We start from the raw sequence: 13,910 nt of genomic DNA, 5'->3' as shown, positions 1-13,910 counted from the left end.
AAGGCGCCCCGTTATGCTATTCCGCGTGCCCATTGCGTGCCATTTTTTTTGAACGGAAGACTGTTATGGCCAACACTCCTCACATCACCTCAAATCATCTGCTTGTTCGGCTGATGCCCATTATCGATTCGACTATTAATGCTATGGGAGCGACCTACCTAGCTGTCATCCTCGGGATAGCTTCGACGCTCGGCGATGCAAAAGATTATCCCGACCTTCGGTCATTGATGCATAAGCTCGCTATCCCCCTCTTGATTGGAGTCATTGTCACCATTGTCGCATCAGGTTCGTGCCGCGCATATTTTTCTGAGCGCGAGTATGCCGAAAAAGTCCGCTCCTCGTTTTTCCCACTGAACAAAGTGAACCGGAAAGCGCTCTATACTGCCTTCATTTTCAGCGTGGCGTCGCTAATATTTCTCCTGGTTGTTTTGCTGATGTTCAGCATTTTTCTGCTCACGGTGTGAGCTGCGCAGTATTGTGGCTTAACAAAATGACGGTTGCTTGCTAACGCTGGTCCTGTCGCTGCTTGATGACTTCGCCATCAAGCCTTCGTTTTTGTGGTTTTTCCCAAGCTTTAAATCACCGGGTTGAAGCTTTTTGATCGCGGTTGCGGGCACGCAACCCTGCCTCGTGGCGAGCAGCGGGTGGCAAATGTCAAGCTCCTTCGCGGGGAACCGCTTGCGGGCGGAAGGGACTTGATGCGCGCGAGGGCGGAGCCCTAGGAATCAGAAAGGGCCGGTTTTCACCGGCCCCCGCAGTCGTTGGTATCTGTGTTAGTGGAAGTAGGTAATGATGAAGACGGCGATCATGTAAATCGTCCGCATTTCCACCTTACCTGACACTTCGACCCGAATATGCATGGGGAGCATCTCCGGCCCTAAGAGCGCCCTCAGAACCTTGAAAAAGGATTGAGGTTAAACTTGCAAGTTGGTTAGGCATTCCATCGGAAGGTGGGGTGGCCACCCCAAGAACTTCCTCCTGTGGGCTTTGTGCTTCTATCTTTTTCGCGTTTCGTGCTTCGGTTCTTTTGGCGCTTTGATCAGTTTTCGTTTTCAGCTTTTTTCACAGATACTTTTTGCGTGCTTGCTTTTTCGACTTTGGGAGCTTTTTTCGTTTTCGGTTTTCAGCGGTTCGTTTTCGAGCTTTTGCGTTCTTTCACAGGTTCTCTTCGCTGCTGGACTACGCCGACATCAGCACATATGGATTGCGTGCGGTCGAAGTTCAAGACCAGTTAACGACGTATTGCGGGGGCAGGCTGCAAGCCGAGTAGCCCTGTGAAAACACCGATGTAGAAGCCGAGGGTCGTCTGAATTGAGTTCATGCAGAACTTCAGCCGCTCGGGGTCGCTGGTACGGAAATAAGTGATGATGCAGGTTACGAAGAACACCGTGATCGATAGCAGCATTACGAGCAGAATGCCGGGGCGGATGTAGTCGTTAGGAGAGAACGCGTCCGTTGCCTGTATAGCCTTGGTCTCGGCACTGTAGGCAGGCGGCACCAAAATCTCCATGAGACGATCAAGCAGACCATCATTAGCGGGGACCAGCTGCTCTTCGATTATTGAACGCTCGATGTCTTCAAGGCTGGCGCGGAGATCAAGTTCGGAAGGAGGACGATTGCAGATCCTTTGACGGTTCACTATCGCCTCTTTTGCGCTCGCTCTCAGTGAGTGATTGATGAAGGCATCCCGCTCACCGCCGGCGTGTCATCTTTGCAACGCATGTCTGCCAAGCGGAATCGCCTGTATTCAGGCCGTTTTTTAGCCGTTATTAACCAGCACCGTTTACGCATTGATATGGTTTGGTCCGTGCCATTCACCTGTCTTGAACCTACCGCCGGTAGGTCTTCGAAAGGGTAGGCGACACGAATTGGCCATATTGGTATGGCAGCGGAAAGACGGTAGACGGCGCCCTCAGACAGCATTTCACGCCTTCACGTTTCCGGCTCGCAATCTTGTGATGCCCGGTGGCGGAAATTTTGTGATGCGCCAGAGAACGGAATGATAGTGGTCTGCGTTATCGCGCAGTGACTCGCAAAGCCCGCGGTTTCCTCTCAAGCCTGCGGCATTCATTGGTTGGGACTATGTCGAAGAAAAACGGAATTGAAGCTCTCTCGCGCCGCGCATTTCTGGCCTCCGCGGCCACGTTTGGCGTCAGCGCCCTGGCCGCCCCGGCATTGGCGCAGACGGCCGTCGACGCGCTGATCAACGCGCCGCGCCGCGGCGACTGGGACGATCAGTTCGATGCCAAGGCCGCATCGCGCACCGCCAACGCCATTGTTTCCAATACCCCGATCCTCGGTCCCCAATCCGTTTCCAGCATGCAGCAGGCGATCGCCCAGTACCAGCAGATCGCATCTGCCGGCGGCTGGCCGACGGTCAATCCGCCTGCCGACCAGCGCCTGCAGCTCGGCGTCACCGATCAGTCGGTCCAGGCGCTGCGCCAGCGTCTCTTCGCCACCGGTGACCTTCCGCAGGAAGCCGGCATGTCGTCCTCGTTCGATTCTTATGTGGACGGTGCCGTCAAGCGCTTCCAGGCCCGTCACGGCCTCCCGTCCGATGGCGTCATCGGCGAGTTCACACTGAAGGCGATGAACATTCCGGTCGATGTCCGCCTGCAGCAGCTGAACACCAACCTGATCCGCCTGCAGACATTCCCGGAAGAGCTCGGCCGCCGTCACGTCATGGTCAACATTCCGGCAGCTTACGTCGAAGCCGTCCAGGATGGCGCCGTTGCCACCCGCCACAATGCGATCGTCGGCCGCCTGAGCCGCCCGACGCATCTCGTCAATTCGAAAATCTACGAGGTCATCCTCAATCCTTACTGGACCGCGCCGCGCTCGATCGTCGAAAAGGACATCGTGCCGCTGATGCGCAAGGACCCGACCTACCTGACGCGCAACAATATTCGCCTGATCGACGGCAAGGGCACCGAAGTAGCGCCTGAAACCATCGACTGGAACGCCGAGAAGGCCCCCAACCTGATGTTCCGTCAGGACCCGGGCAAGATCAACGCCATGGCCTCGACGAAGATCAACTTCTACAACAAGAACGGCGAGTACATGCACGACACGCCGCAGCAGGGCCTGTTCAACAAGCTGATGCGCTTCGAATCCTCGGGCTGCGTCCGCGTCCAGAACGTCCGCGACCTGACGACCTGGCTGCTCGGCGAGACCCCCGGCTGGCCGCGCCAGCAGATGGAGCAGGTCATCGCCAGCCGCGTCAACACGCCGATCAAGCTCTCTGAAGAAGTGCCGGTCTATTTCGTCTACATCTCCGCCTGGGGCATGCCCGACGGCGTCGTCCAGTTCCGCGACGACATCTACCAGATGGACGGCAACGCCGAACTGGCGCTGGATACGACGGCGACGACGGAGCAGCCGGTTCAATAAAGGCTGGTGTTTTGAGTTTGAGAAAGGCCGTGCGATTGCGCGGCCTTTTTTGTTTGGCGTCGGCACGCGTGGCCCCCTCATCCGGCCCTGCGGGCCACCTTCTCCCCCAGGGGAGAAGGGACGTTGGAGCCGCAGCGTCCACTTCCCCTCTCCCCTGGGGGAGAGGGTAGGGTGAGGGGGCTCCGGGCGCTGACAGCGCCTTTTCGGCCCAATACTGGCTGCCTCAACACCCCGCGCGTAGATTGCCCAGCAAATGTCGTTCTTCGTATTGCTCTGGCGCAAACGGAAGGCTAAAGCTGCGGCCATTCAAGTTGAGGAGCCCGCCATGACCAATGCTTCCACGCAGACCTTCTTCAATCGTTCGCTCGCCGATACCGATCCTGAGATCTTCGGCGCGATCGGCAAGGAGCTCGGCCGCCAGCGCCATGAGATCGAACTCATCGCCTCGGAAAACATCGTTTCCCGTGCGGTTCTGGAAGCCCAGGGCTCGATCATGACCAACAAGTACGCCGAAGGTTATCCGGGCAAGCGTTACTACGGTGGTTGCCAGTTCGTCGACATCGCCGAAGAACTGGCGATCGAACGCGCCAAGAAGCTCTTCGGCGTCAATTTCGCCAACGTTCAGCCGAATTCCGGTTCGCAGATGAACCAGGCCGTCTTCCTGGCGCTGCTGCAGCCGGGTGATACCTTCATGGGTCTCGACCTCAATTCGGGCGGTCACCTGACGCATGGTTCGCCTGTCAACATGTCCGGCAAATGGTTCAACGTCGTGTCCTACGGGGTGCGCGAAGGCGACAACCTGCTCGACATGGATGAAGTGGCCCGCAAGGCCGAGGAAACCAAGCCGAAGCTGATCATCGCCGGCGGCACCGCTTACTCCCGCATCTGGGACTGGAAGCGTTTCCGCGAGATCGCCGACAGCGTCGGCGCCTATCTGATGGTCGACATGGCCCACATCGCCGGTCTCGTTGCCGGTGGCCAGCATCCGTCGCCGTTCCCGCATTGCCATGTTGCCACGACCACGACCCACAAGTCGCTTCGTGGCCCGCGCGGCGGCGTGATCCTCACCAATGACGAGGATCTGGCGAAGAAGTTCAATTCGGCCGTCTTCCCGGGTCTCCAGGGCGGTCCGCTGATGCACATCATCGCTGCCAAGGCCGTTGCCTTCGGCGAAGCGCTGCAGCCTGAGTTCAAGGATTACGCGGCACAGATCGTCAAGAACGCCAAGGCGCTTGCCGAAACGCTCATCGCAGGCGGCCTCGACGTCGTTTCCGGCGGCACCGACAACCACCTGATGCTGGTCGACCTTCGCAAGAAGAACGCCACGGGCAAGCGCGCCGAACAGGCGCTCGGCCGCGCCTTCATCACCTGCAACAAGAACGGCATTCCGTTCGACCCTGAAAAGCCCTTCGTCACCTCTGGCGTCCGTCTGGGCGCGCCGGCCGGTACGACCCGCGGCTTCAAGGAAGCGGAATTCAAGGAAATCGGCAAGCTGATCGTCGAGGTTCTCGACGGCCTGAAGGCCGCCAATTCCGACGAAGGCAATGCCGGTGTCGAAGCCGCCGTGCGGGATAAGGTGATGAACCTCACCAACCGCTTCCCAATGTACGATTACATCGGCTAAGGATAGCGCATGCGCTGCCCATTCTGCGGATCGGAAGACACACAGGTCAAGGATTCACGCCCGGCGGAGGACAATACGTCCATCCGCCGCAGGCGTATCTGTCCCGATTGCGGCGGCCGCTTCACGACCTTCGAGCGCGTGCAGCTGCGCGAGCTGATGGTCGTCAAGAAGACCGGCCGCAAGGTGCCTTTCGACCGCGACAAGCTGGTTCGCTCCTTCGAGATCGCGCTGCGCAAGCGGCCGGTCGATCGCGACAGGATCGAGCGGGCCGTCTCTGGTATTGTCCGCCGTCTCGAAAGTTCGGGAGAAGTGGAAATCAGCTCCGAGGCCATTGGCCTGCAGGTGCTGGAAGCGCTGAAGAGCCTCGATGACGTCGGCTTCGTGCGCTATGCATCCGTCTACCGCGATTTCTCGCATGCCGAGGATTTCGAAAAGGTCATCTCGGAGATCAACGCCAAGATCGGCCGCGATACGCTGGACAGCTGAGCGATGAGCACTTCGACAGATGACGAACGCTATATGGCCGAGGCGATCCGCCTCGGCCTTTTGCATCTTGGCCAGACCTCGACCAACCCGTCGGTCGGCTGCGTCGTTGTCAAGGATGGCGAGATCGTTGGGCGCGGCACCACGGCTATAGGCGGCCGCCCGCATGCCGAGCCGCAGGCGCTTGCCGAGGCAGGCAGCCGTGCCGAGGGCGCCACTGCCTATGTGACGCTCGAGCCCTGCTCGCATTTCGGCAAGACACCGCCTTGCGCCAATTCACTGATCGCGGCGGGTGTCTCCCGCGTGGTGATCAGCGTCACTGATCCCGACGAGCGCGTGTCCGGCCGCGGCATCGCCATGCTCCAGGATGCAGGGATCACTGTCGATACCGGCGTTCTGCAAGAGGAGGGCAGGCGCTCGCTTGCCGCCTATCTCACACGCCAGACGAAGAAGCGGCCCTATGTGACTCTCAAGCTTGCTGTTTCCGCCGACGGCATGATCGGCCGGCGCGGCGAGGGGCAGGTGGCGATTACCGGGCCGGCCGCGCGCGCCGAGGTACAGAAGCTCAGGGCGGAGTCGGACGCGATATTGATCGGCATCGGCACGGCGATTGCCGACGATCCGGAACTGACGGTGCGGATCGCCGGGCAGGAGATCCGCTCGCCGGTGCGCATCGTGCTGGATCCGATGCTGTCGCTGCCTGTGACCGGCAAGCTGGCACGGACGGCGCGGGATGTTCCGGTGATTGTGGTGGCGCGGGAAGAGCTATCCGATTTGGCGGATGTCGAGGGATCACTCCCCTCTGTCCTGCCGGACATCTCCCCCTCAAGGGGGGAGATCGACTCGCGGATAGCATCTCCCCAAACAATTGAAGCTGGAACGAGCGGCCGCCCCCAGCCAATCTCCCCCCTTGTGGGGGAGATGCCCGGCAGGGCAGAGGGGGGTAACCCAACCACCGACACCAGCGAATTGGACTCCCGCCGCACCGCCCTCGAGGCTCTCGGCATCGAAATCCTCTACTGCAATCCCTACCACCCGGAAGTCCTGCTCCCGGCGCTGGCATCCCGCGGCATCTCCTCGCTGATCGTCGAGGGCGGCGCCAGGACCGCAAAGCTTTTCCTCGACGCCGGCCTCGTCGATCGCATCCAGCTTTACCAGGGTGACGTCGTGATCGGCGCCGATGGTATTGAATCGCCGGTGACGAAGACCGATATGCCATCCGGTTTCGCCCTGAGGGGCACATTTGCATTCGGGCCCGACCGAATGGACGAATACGAAAGAGAGCTTTGATGTTCACCGGCATTGTTACCGATATGGGCAGGATCGAATCCGTTTCCGCGATGAATGAGGGCGTCAAGCTGCGCGTCGCCACCAGCTACGATCCGGCGACCATCGACATGGGCGCGTCCATCTCGCATTCCGGCGTCTGCCTGACAGTGACGGGATTGCCCGCCGAAGGCAGCAACGGCCGCTGGTTCGAGGTCGAGGCCTGGGAAGAGGCGCTGCGGCTGACGACGATCGCCACCTGGAAGGAAGGCAGCCGGGTCAATCTCGAGCGCTCGCTGAAGATCGGCGATGAGCTCGGCGGCCATATCGTTTCCGGCCATGTCGATGGCAAGGCCGAAATCCTCTCGGTGACCGCCGAAGGCGACGCCACCCGCTACCGCCTGCGGGCGCCCGAACATCTGGCGAAATTTGTCGCTCCCAAGGGTTCGATCGCCCTCGATGGCACCTCGCTGACCGTCAATGCCGTCGATGGCACCGATTTCGACGTGCTGTTGATCCGCCACACGCTCGAAGTGACCACCTGGGGCGAGCGCAAGGCGGGCGATTTCGTCAATTTCGAAGTCGATACCATGGCCCGCTACGCCGCTAGGCTGGCAGAGTTTCCGTCCGCGAAAGCAGAATGATTTCGCCGTTGTAGTCGGTGCGCGTCACTTCGCGGAAGCCGAGCTTTCCCGCAAGGCGGATCGACGGCGCGTTTTCCGGCGAGATGATGCAGGTCATCTCCATGTCAGGAAAGCGCTTTTCGCCCCAAGCGATCATCGCCCGTAAGGCCTCCGTCGCATAGCCGCGGCCGTGGAAGGATGGCGAAAGCGCCCAGCCGGTCTCCAGCGTTCCCTCGATCGACGGCGTCATCTCGCGGCGGGTTTCTAGAAAGCCGCATTCGCCGACGAAGCGGCCGCTTTTCTTTTCCTCGATGGCCAGGAAGCCGAAGCCCATATGGTGCCACATGCCGGTGGCGCGCAGCAGCCGCGCCCAGGTCTGTTCGCGTGTGCTCGGCACGCCGGTGATGTGGCGCACCACGTCCTCGTCAGCCCAGAAGGTGACGTAGGCTTCGAAATCGGTCTTGCGGTGCGGGCGCAGGATCAGGCGCTCCGTCTCGATCGTCGGAATATTCAACATTGAAAATCGCTTTCTGTTTTTATGCGCCAGGCTCGTTATGCCAGTAGTCAAGGCTCTCATCGGTGCGGCCGATGACCCGGAAGCTCGGGGAACCGCCATCCTTGCGGGTCTTGGCCAGGAACTTGCCGGAGTCGGGATATTCGACGATCTCCGTCGGCGACATCGTCGAGACGCCCATGTAGATCAGCGGTTCACTCCCGGTATTGAGGATCTGATGCGCCGTCTCGGGTCCGCCGGCCGGTGCGCCGAGAACCGATCCTTTGGAGATCGCGTGCCGTTCGGCGCCGAAGCGGTATTCGCCGCTTCCGGAGAGAACGATGAACAGCTCATCTTCGACATGATGATTGTGGAAGGGGCAACCCGATTTGCCTGGCGGCACTTCATTATAGCTGATGCCGAGATTGGAAAGGCCGAGAAGCTTGCCGAAGGAAATATCGGTGCTTTCGTAAAGCGTGCCTTGTGTCCAATGATCGAGTTCGAGGGTGGCCGGGTTGATGACCGGTGTCGTCTTTTCTGATGGCATGTTTTGTCTCCTTGGCGGGCAACAGACCATCATTCGGCAGTGGTTTTCAAGAGCGGGAATAGAGATATAGGGAAAGGCGGCGCTCAGCACGCCGCCTTTCCCTGATCGTAGTTGATGTCAATCGGTGAAGATCGTCAGGCTGCCATCGGCCGCCTGTTCGACGTTGATGACGTTGTTGACGCTGATACCCTGGTCAGCAAGCTTTCGGGTAAGGCTCCTGTTGGCGTCGATCGAGGCTTGGATCTGGTGGACTTCCTGAGCATCGCGGATCGGGGCCGAGCGCGGGCCGAACTGGTCCATGCTGTCGATGTTGCGCCAGTCCTGATATTGCTGGACGGCGAAGTTGCCCTGGAACGAGCGCAAGGTCTGCTCGATGCCGGGGGCGGAGTTCATCCCAAGGCTTTCCGCACGGCTGACGCCGGCAAAGGCGAGGGAGGAGAGAGCGGAAACGATGGCGAGTTTGGCAACGCGGTTCATGGTAGTATCCTTTCATCTGCCCGGACGGTCGGCTGTCGTGCAGGGGATCGTCGGCGTTACGAGAAAGGAATTGGGGCGCCAAAGCCACCCCTTCAATGGCTTAAGTCACTGAAATCGCGTTAATTATTCTTCATCTTCGTTGCCTTTTTTATGCCTTATTCGGGGCGGTGGAAAGCGCATGTTGATGCGCTGCAGCATGGCTTGGTTCTATGCACTTGCAAGGATTTCAGGTTTTGCATTTCAGCCATGATCGGAATTTGCTTGCCATTCGCGCGAAGGCATGTTTTGACCGCGGCCTGCCGCATGGCGAGTTCTCTAAAACCGAAGGTGACACATGGCGCGGGCCGATGCTCCCCACATTTTGATCGTTGAAGCACGCTTCTACGACGACATGGCTGACGCACTCCTCGAAGGTGCGAGCTTCGCGCTGAAGGAAGCCGCCGCGACCTTCGACGTGGTGACGGTTCCCGGCGCGCTGGAAATTCCGGCGGCGATTGCAATGGCGCTCGACGGCGCAGATAATGGCGGCGTGTTGTATGACGGCTTTGTCGCCCTCGGCATGGTCATTCGCGGCGAAACCTATCATTTCGATATCGTCTCCAATGAGTCGTCGCGCGCATTGATGGATCTCGCCGTCAGCGAGTCGCTTGCCATCGGCAACGGCATTCTGACGGTTGAAAACGACGAGCAGGCTTGGGCGCGTGTCCGCCGCTCCGACAAGGACAAGGGCGGTTTTGCCGCCCGTGCAGCTCTCACGATGATCGAGCTGAAGAAGAAACTGGGTGGGCTTGAATGAGCAATGAAACTCCGGAGCGTCAGGTAAAGGCGGCAAATCAGCGGGGCGCTGCGCGTCTTGCTGCCGTTCAGGCGCTCTATCAGATGGATATCGGCGGTACCGGCGTTCTGGAGATCGTCGCCGAATACGAGGCGCATCGCCTCGGCCAGGAAATCGACGGCGAAACCTATCTCAAGGCTGATCCGTCGTGGTTCCGCTCCATCGTCTCGGGCGTCGTGCGTGAACAGCTGCGCCTCGACCCGCTGATCGCGTCCGCCCTGCAGGACGACTGGGCGCTGTCGCGCCTCGACAGCACGGTACGTGCCATCCTGCGCGCCGGCGTTTTCGAGCTGACCGACCGCAAGGACGTGCCTGTCGCCGTCATCGTCACCGAGTATATGGAGATCGCCCAGGCGTTCTTCGAGGATGATGAGCCCAAGCTCGTCAACGCCGTCCTCGACCGCATCGCCAAGCAGGTACGCGGCGACACGCGGAAATAGGCTTCGCGCCTTCTATCGGACCAAATCTCTCAATCCGTTGTGCTGCAAGGGTTTTAGCCTCTGCGGTCTTGACGTCGTGTTTTCCACCAAGCAATCTCCGCACGCAAAGCTAGAGCGTTTCTGAGGAGAGAAGACGATTCGGCTGCGTTCGTGGTCGGGGCGGAGAAGTGCACCGGCAGCACTTTTGGAGGAAAGAGCGAAATGAACATTCTTTTATGCGTAATCGCATGCGGTCTGCTCTCGGTGGTCTACGCCATCTGGACGACCCGTTCGGTGCTGGCCGCCGATCAGGGTAATAGCCGCATGCAAGAAATCGCGGGCTATATCCGCGAGGGCGCACAGGCCTATCTCACGCGTCAGTACAAGGCGATTTCGGTCGTCGGTATCGTTGTTTTCATTGCAGCATGGCTGCTTCTCTCCGGGACGGCCGCGATCGGCTTTCTGATCGGCGCCGTGCTTTCAGGCGCTGCCGGTTTCATCGGCATGCACGTTTCCGTCCGCGCCAACGTGCGCACGGCTCAGGCCGCCTCCCACAGCCTCGCGGCTGGCCTCGATATCGCCTTCAAGTCCGGCGCCATCACGGGTATGCTCGTTGCCGGTCTCGCGCTGCTCGGCGTGTCGATCTATTATTACGTCCTGACAGGCATTCTCGGTCACGAATCCGGATCGCGCGAGGTCATCGATGCGCTTGTGTCGCTCGGCTTCGGTGCATCGCTGATCTCGATCTTCGCCCGTCTGGGCGGCGGCATCTTCACCAAGGGTGCCGACGTCGGCGGCGACCTAGTCGGTAAAGTGGAAGCGGGTATTCCGGAAGATGATCCGCGCAACCCGGCCACGATCGCCGATAACGTCGGCGACAATGTCGGTGACTGCGCAGGCATGGCTGCCGACCTGTTCGAGACCTATGCTGTCTCGGTCGTCGCCACCATGGTGCTTGCCGCCATTTTCTTTGCCGGGGCGCCGATCCTGCAGTCGGCGATGATCTATCCGCTGGCGATCTGCGGCGTCTGCATCATCACCTCGATCATCGGCACCTTCTTCGTCAAGCTCGGCTCGAACGGTTCGATCATGGGCGCTCTCTACAAGGGTCTGATCGTCACCGGTCTGCTGTCGATCGTCGGTCTCGGTATTGCCACATCGCTGACAGTCGGCTGGGGTTCGCTCGGGACCGTTGCCGGACATGAAATCACCGGTACGAACCTCTTCATCTGCGGTCTTGTCGGTCTTGTGGTCACGGCACTTATTGTCGTCATCACCGAATATTACACGGGCACCGGCAAGCGCCCCGTCGTCTCGATCGCCCAGGCATCGGTGACCGGTCACGGCACCAATGTCATCCAGGGCCTTGCAGTCTCGCTGGAATCGACAGCGCTTCCCGCCATCGTCATCGTTGGCGGTATCCTGGCGACCTACCAGTTCGGCGGCCTGTTCGGCACCGGTATCGCAGTCACCTCGATGCTCGGCCTTGCCGGCATGATCGTCGCTCTCGATGCCTTCGGTCCGGTCACCGACAATGCCGGTGGTATCGCCGAAATGGCGCATCTGCCGCCTGAAGTGCGCAAGTCGACCGACGCGCTCGACGCCGTCGGCAATACGACGAAGGCCGTCACCAAGGGCTACGCGATCGGTTCTGCCGGTCTCGGCGCGCTGGTGCTGTTCGCCGCCTATGCCAACGACCTGCAATACTTCGCCGCCCATGGCGACCAGTATCCGTATTTCGCAGGCATCGGCACGATCTCCTTCGATCTGTCGAACCCCTACGTTGTCGCCGGTCTGCTGTTCGGCGGTCTGATCCCGTATCTGTTCGGCGGTATCGCCATGACGGCCGTCGGCCGCGCGGCGGGCGCCATCGTCGAGGAAGTGCGCAAGCAGTTCCGCGAAAAGCCGGGCATCATGCAGGGCACGGAAAAGCCGGATTACGGCCGCGCCGTCGACCTTCTGACCAAGGCCGCGATCCGCGAGATGATCATCCCCTCGCTGCTGCCGGTTCTGGCGCCCATCGTCGTCTACTTCGGCGTTCTCCTGATCTCCGGCTCCAAGGCCTCGGCCTTCGCCGCGCTCGGCGCCTCTCTGCTCGGCGTGATCATCAACGGCCTCTTCGTCGCCATCTCGATGACTTCGGGCGGCGGCGCATGGGACAACGCCAAGAAGTCCTTCGAAGACGGCTTCGTCGACAAGGACGGCAACCGTCACATGAAGGGTTCGGAAGCCCACAAGGCGTCCGTCACGGGCGATACCGTCGGCGATCCCTACAAGGACACCGCTGGTCCGGCCGTCAACCCGGCGATCAAGATCACCAATATTGTCGCGCTTCTGCTGCTTGCGATCCTCGCCGGCATGTAAGGGGAGGCGATAGCCTGAAACGAAGAAACCCGCCGGAGCGATCCGGCGGGTTTCTTAATTGTTTCTGCAATCGCAGTCTTACTTGATGCTTGCCGGGTTCTGGGGATTGCCATCCGGTGTACCGAACAGGCTCTTTGCCGCGCTGCCTGCGCCGCCCGAGAGAACCTGCTGCAGGAAGGTGAGTTCGCGGCCGCCGGTCGGCGTGACGCGCGAGATCGTGTCGAACACCTTGCCGTCCTGGAGCGTGTAGTTGGCGCGCCGCGCCACGACGCCGTCCTTGTCGAAATAGATGGCGAGAACTGTCTGGTCCACCACCTTCAGCTTCTGGAAGGCGACGGAGCGCGTGCGGCGCTGCGAGATATAATAGAAGACTTCGTTGTCGAAGGTCGCGGTCGTCGAAGGCGTGCCGAGCGAAAGCAGGACCTGCTCGCGGCTAGAGCCCTCGGGAACGAGGTTGAGCGACTCCGCATCGACGACATAGCCGCCGTTCAGCACGGTGCCGGTCTGGCAACCTGTCAGTCCCGCTGAAGCAATCATGATCGCAATGGCCGCGCTGCTGAAGAACTTTACGTCAGACTTGAAATACCGTTTCTTCAACGACATCTACTCCCCTTGAGTATCGGTAGGCGGCTTTGGGCCATGCTTGAGCACCGCTGATGCAAAACCTTTGTGGCCTTTCCGGGGTCGAATTCTCCCAATTCGCCGCGTCGCAGCCCTGAAAGGGCGCTGTCCCGAAAGTGGCCACCTTCGGCATTGCAATTCGCGCCTGCTTCGGTAAACCAGCTTTCGAATTCATGCAACACGGCCCACGCAACTCCGCGTGAAGAATGAGGCATTTCCGGAAAAAACAATGATCTTCGGGCTCTTTCGTAAGAAAAACAACAATCAGGCGATCGTCGAACGGCAGTATTCGACGCTGACGGCTGCGGCCCGTATGCCCGAATTCTATGAGACGATGAATGTGCCCGACACGGTCATGGGCCGTTTCGAGATGCTGTCGCTGGTTATGATCCTGTTCTTCCGCCGCACCCGCGCCTCCGGCACGAGTGGTCAGGAGATCGCCCAGGAGATCGTCGATGCCTTCTTTCAGGATATCGACTATTCGATCCGCGAGCTCGGTATCGGCGACAACAGCGTGCCGAAGCGCATGAAAAAACTCGCCGGCATGTTCTATGGCCGTCTCGAAGCCTATTCGAAGGCGATGGATGCAGGAAATGGCGAGGAGCTTGCCACGGCATTATCCCGCAATATCCACCCGAAGTCGGAAGCCCCGGCAGATATGAGCGAACTGAGCGGCTGGATGTTCAAGGCCGAAGCTGCTCTGTCCGGACAATCCGAAGATCAGATCGCCACCGGTTCAGCAACGCTGCCAGAAGCGGTCTGAGGAGG

General features: G+C 60.0%; 14 protein-coding genes and 1 pseudogene. 10 read left to right on the top strand and 5 right to left on the bottom strand.

The window, feature by feature from the left end; all coding sequences use genetic code 11:
- Positions 1-65 precede the first annotated feature (65 nt).
- Positions 66-464 (top strand): hypothetical protein, encoded by a 399-nt coding sequence (locus AB4Z25_RS18960; protein ID WP_112537484.1) that lies wholly within the window; start codon positions 66-68, stop codon positions 462-464.
- Positions 465-1,231: 767 nt separating this feature from the next.
- Here AB4Z25_RS18960 and AB4Z25_RS18955 read toward each other — a convergent pair.
- Positions 1,232-1,639 (bottom strand): hypothetical protein, encoded by a 408-nt coding sequence (locus AB4Z25_RS18955; RefSeq protein WP_112537483.1) that lies wholly within the window; start codon positions 1,637-1,639, stop codon positions 1,232-1,234.
- A gap of 443 nt (positions 1,640-2,082) precedes the next feature.
- Between AB4Z25_RS18955 and AB4Z25_RS18950 the strand changes: the two genes are divergently transcribed.
- From AB4Z25_RS18950 to AB4Z25_RS18930, 5 genes are all read left to right on the top strand, one after another.
- A complete protein-coding gene (locus AB4Z25_RS18950) occupies positions 2,083-3,390 on the top strand; it encodes a L,D-transpeptidase family protein (RefSeq protein ID WP_112389589.1) in 1,308 nt (435 codons plus the stop codon).
- A gap of 325 nt (positions 3,391-3,715) precedes the next feature.
- Positions 3,716-5,014 (top strand): serine hydroxymethyltransferase, encoded by a 1,299-nt coding sequence (glyA, locus tag AB4Z25_RS18945; protein ID WP_112389590.1) that lies wholly within the window; start codon positions 3,716-3,718, stop codon positions 5,012-5,014.
- Positions 5,015-5,023: 9 nt separating this feature from the next.
- Positions 5,024-5,500, top strand: a complete 477-nt coding sequence (gene nrdR, locus AB4Z25_RS18940; protein ID WP_112389591.1) for a transcriptional regulator NrdR — start codon at positions 5,024-5,026, stop codon at positions 5,498-5,500.
- A 3-nt stretch (positions 5,501-5,503) separates the two neighbouring features.
- A complete protein-coding gene (ribD, locus tag AB4Z25_RS18935) occupies positions 5,504-6,787 on the top strand; it encodes a bifunctional diaminohydroxyphosphoribosylaminopyrimidine deaminase/5-amino-6-(5-phosphoribosylamino)uracil reductase RibD (protein ID WP_112537482.1) in 1,284 nt (427 codons plus the stop codon).
- Complete coding sequence (locus tag AB4Z25_RS18930) at positions 6,787-7,407, top strand: riboflavin synthase (protein ID WP_112537481.1); 621 nt, start codon at positions 6,787-6,789, stop codon at positions 7,405-7,407. The genes ribD and AB4Z25_RS18930 overlap by 1 nt, the downstream gene beginning before the upstream one ends.
- On the opposite strand, the gene AB4Z25_RS18925 is transcribed toward AB4Z25_RS18930, so the two are convergent.
- From AB4Z25_RS18925 to AB4Z25_RS18915, 3 genes are all read right to left on the bottom strand, one after another.
- The gene (locus tag AB4Z25_RS18925) at positions 7,370-7,903 is read right to left on the bottom strand and encodes a GNAT family N-acetyltransferase (protein ID WP_112537480.1); all 534 of its coding nucleotides are present in this window, start codon (positions 7,901-7,903) and stop codon (positions 7,370-7,372) included. The genes AB4Z25_RS18930 and AB4Z25_RS18925 overlap by 38 nt on opposite strands.
- Positions 7,904-7,922: 19 nt before the next feature.
- Positions 7,923-8,426: a cupin domain-containing protein gene (locus AB4Z25_RS18920; RefSeq protein ID WP_112537479.1), complete on the bottom strand. Its 504-nt coding sequence runs from the start codon at positions 8,424-8,426 to the stop codon at positions 7,923-7,925.
- Positions 8,427-8,543: 117 nt separating this feature from the next.
- Positions 8,544-8,903 carry a hypothetical protein gene (locus AB4Z25_RS18915; RefSeq protein ID WP_112389596.1) on the bottom strand — a complete coding sequence of 120 codons (360 nt, stop codon included), beginning with the start codon at positions 8,901-8,903 and terminating at the stop codon, positions 8,544-8,546.
- Positions 8,904-9,237: 334 nt separating this feature from the next.
- Here AB4Z25_RS18915 and ribH point away from each other — a divergent pair, with 334 nt between their 5' ends.
- From ribH to AB4Z25_RS18900, 3 genes are all read left to right on the top strand, one after another.
- Positions 9,238-9,699, top strand: coding sequence for a 6,7-dimethyl-8-ribityllumazine synthase (gene ribH / locus AB4Z25_RS18910; RefSeq protein WP_112537478.1), 462 nt, complete (start codon positions 9,238-9,240; stop codon positions 9,697-9,699).
- A complete protein-coding gene (gene nusB / locus AB4Z25_RS18905) occupies positions 9,696-10,178 on the top strand; it encodes a transcription antitermination factor NusB (RefSeq protein WP_112517016.1) in 483 nt (160 codons plus the stop codon). Before ribH ends, nusB begins: the two co-directional genes overlap by 4 nt.
- 201 nt (positions 10,179-10,379) lie before the next feature.
- Positions 10,380-12,521, top strand: a complete 2,142-nt coding sequence (locus AB4Z25_RS18900) for a sodium-translocating pyrophosphatase (protein WP_112389599.1) — start codon at positions 10,380-10,382, stop codon at positions 12,519-12,521.
- Positions 12,522-12,599: 78 nt separating this feature from the next.
- On the opposite strand, the gene AB4Z25_RS18895 is transcribed toward AB4Z25_RS18900, so the two are convergent.
- The gene (locus AB4Z25_RS18895; protein ID WP_112389600.1) at positions 12,600-13,124 is read right to left on the bottom strand and encodes an outer membrane protein assembly factor BamE; all 525 of its coding nucleotides are present in this window, start codon (positions 13,122-13,124) and stop codon (positions 12,600-12,602) included.
- Between the two features lie 191 nt (positions 13,125-13,315).
- Between AB4Z25_RS18895 and AB4Z25_RS18890 the strand changes: the two are divergent.
- Positions 13,316-13,905 (top strand): annotated as a pseudogene (locus AB4Z25_RS18890) (ubiquinol-cytochrome C chaperone family protein).
- Positions 13,906-13,910 lie beyond the last annotated feature (5 nt).

This window comes from Rhizobium sp. RAF36 (assembly GCF_052114105.1).
Lineage (GTDB): Bacteria > Pseudomonadota > Alphaproteobacteria > Rhizobiales > Rhizobiaceae > Rhizobium.
Note: the sequence above shows the minus strand (reverse complement) of the source record. Positions and strands in the feature narration are given on the sequence as shown.